Consider the following 2571-nt stretch of genomic DNA (forward strand, 5'->3'; position numbering starts at 1 on the left):
CCACCCGGGTTTCTTCCTGGTGGCGCGCATCGATAAGCATGCGCGTTGCCATGTAAATTTCTCCAGCCGCTGCCAGGCGGGGCGGACCCTGCCACTGCGCGGCACATCATGTTGGTAAATCCGCGCCCCATGAGGGGGTGCGCGGCGTATGCGGACCGGCGATCGCGCTGCATTGCGCGAAGCCGGGTATTCGTGACTGCGGGACTGTCCGTGCGTTGTGAGTGCGCTGCCCGGCCCGAAACGGCCACAGCGAGGCGGGAGGCCTTCACTGCGGAAATCGGGGAGGAACGGGGCATGTCCGGCATCAACCTGTTTGCGGTTTGGCCGAACGCGTTGGCGATCGACCGAGTAATGAGGCGATCCAGATGACCTTCTTCGTCGCGGATCTTCGCGCCGATCGGAGGCATCGGATAACCGATTGGCGATCGCTAGCACCGTGGGTTTCGCGCGGCAACCATATTGCACGTTTGGATAACATGGTCGTAACCACGCAGGTGCATGTCGATGCGCGCGCAAATCCTTGGCCTTGTGCTCATTCCGCTGGCGGTGGTGGCCGGATTGGTTGTTACCGAACGACGCTTGCCAGTCCCCGAAATCGGGCGCGGCTACGTGCTTCATGTCGAACTGCGCGAGGTCGACGCCCCCCCGGTACTGCCAGTGGTGGAAGGGGATGCGGCGCTACCGCTCATCGTTATCGATGCGGGGCACGGCGGCCATGATCCTGGTGCATCGGGGCAGGGCCTGGTTGAGAAGGACCTGGTACTCTCGCTGGCGAAAGAACTGCGTGACGAACTCGAAAGGCTAGGCGGGTTTCGCGTAGCCCTGACCAGGAGCGATGATCGATATCTGTTGCACGCCGAACGGTTCGAGATCGCCCGGCGACTGGAGGCGGACATGTTCATTTCGATCCACGCCGATAGCGCCGGCGATGCCAGTGAGGTGAGTGGGGCGAGCATTTATACGCTGTCTGAAGAGGCCTCGAGTGAGGCAGCGGCCCGCTACGCTGAACGCGAGAACGCGTCGGACCGCCTGAATGGGTTGGAACTCGGAGATCAGAGCGATACGGTTATGCCGATCCTGATCGAACTGTCGCAGCGGCGGTCGCAGGAACAATCGAACGAACTGGCCGCTTTGATCCGGCGCGAGGGCGAGGGCGTAATCGAATTTCACCCGCAACCGTTGCGGTCGGCGGCGCTCAAGGTCTTGCGGGCACCCGACGTTCCCTCGGTTCTGTTTGAAAGCGGCTTCATCACCAATGCCACTGAGGCGCGGCGACTTTCTTCCCAGGAAGGGCGCAGGCACTTCGCCGAAGTCATGGCCCGTGCGATACGTATCTATTTCGCGCGTCAGGAAGAAAGCTGAGGCGGGTGCATCGTTCCTTCTGGCGATTTGCCAAAAGGGCGTGCTAGAGGCGCTGCGCAGACCATGTCCGAACAGCTTTCCCTGAACTATATCCGTTACCGCATCAGCCGCGATCCGCAGCGCCTCTATGTGTGGTTCCAGGATAATTGGGCGCATAGTCGCCGCTTGCGCATTGCCAGCTATGGTGCGGGCATCGGCCTGGCATTGCTTATACTCGCATGGGCCACATTGGCGCGCAACTTGCCTGACGCGGAGTCCCTCGTCGATTACGAGACGCCTCTTCCAACGGTGGTACGTGGTGTCGATGGCGAGATCGTGCATTCCTACGCCCGCGAACGGCGGGTGCAGTTGCAGTATGTGGACTTCCCCCAACAGCTGATCGAGGCTTTCCTGTCCGCTGAGGACAAGACTTTCTTCACCCACGGCGGTGTGGACGTTACCGGCACCTTGGGTGCGGTGCTCGACTATGCGCTGAAATTCGGATCCGGCGAGCGTGCCGTTGGTGGCTCGACGATCACGCAGCAGGTCGCCAAGAACCTGCTGTTGGGTGACGAGTATTCGGTCACCCGCAAGCTCAAGGAAATGATCCTGGCAACGCGCATCGAAAGCGTGCTGACCAAGGAAGAAATTCTCGAACTGTACCTCAACGAAATCCCGCTTGGACGGCGCAGTTTCGGTGTGCAGGCGGCTGCACGGGCCTACTTCGACAAGGACGTGGACGACCTTGAGCTGCACGAGGCGGCCTTTCTGGCAATCTTGCCCAAGGCGCCGGAACGCTATGGGCGTGCACGATTCGAACGCCTCGCCATCGAGCGGCGAAACTTCGTGCTCGATCAGATGGTAGCGAATGATTTCATCACTGCGGCGGCCGCTATCGAGGCGAAGGCAAAGCCGCTTGGTCTGGTTCAGCAACGCCGCGAACGGTCTGCAGATGCGGGTTACTTCCTAGAGGAAGTTCGCCGCCAGTTGATCGACAAATTCGGCGAAACGGCAGAGGCCGGTCCAAACAGCGTCTATTCGGGCGGGCTGTGGGTGCGCACCTCGCTCGACATGGAACTGCAGAACGCCGCGCGGGACTCGCTGCGGGCAGGTTTGCTCCGCTATCATGGCAATCGCGGATTCACCGGTCCGGTGGCCACGCTGAATCCCGATAATGGCGACCTGCATTCGCAGTTGGCGTCATCTAACCTGTCCATCAGTTACGAGAAT

At 60.9% G+C, this 2571-nt stretch carries 2 protein-coding genes; both read left to right on the plus strand.

Going from position 1 to position 2571, the window contains the following annotated elements; translation table 11 throughout:
* Positions 1-504 precede the first annotated feature (504 nt).
* On the plus strand, positions 505-1362 hold the full coding sequence (locus tag AAFM29_RS15190) for an N-acetylmuramoyl-L-alanine amidase (protein ID WP_341713629.1): 858 nt from the start codon (positions 505-507) through the stop codon (positions 1360-1362).
* 63 nt (positions 1363-1425) lie between these two features.
* Positions 1426-2571: transglycosylase domain-containing protein (locus AAFM29_RS15195; protein WP_341713630.1), on the plus strand; the 1146-nt coding region annotated here is incomplete at its 3' end.

It is taken from the genome of Erythrobacter sp. (genome assembly GCF_038133525.1).
Classification (GTDB): Bacteria; Pseudomonadota; Alphaproteobacteria; order Sphingomonadales; family Sphingomonadaceae; genus Qipengyuania.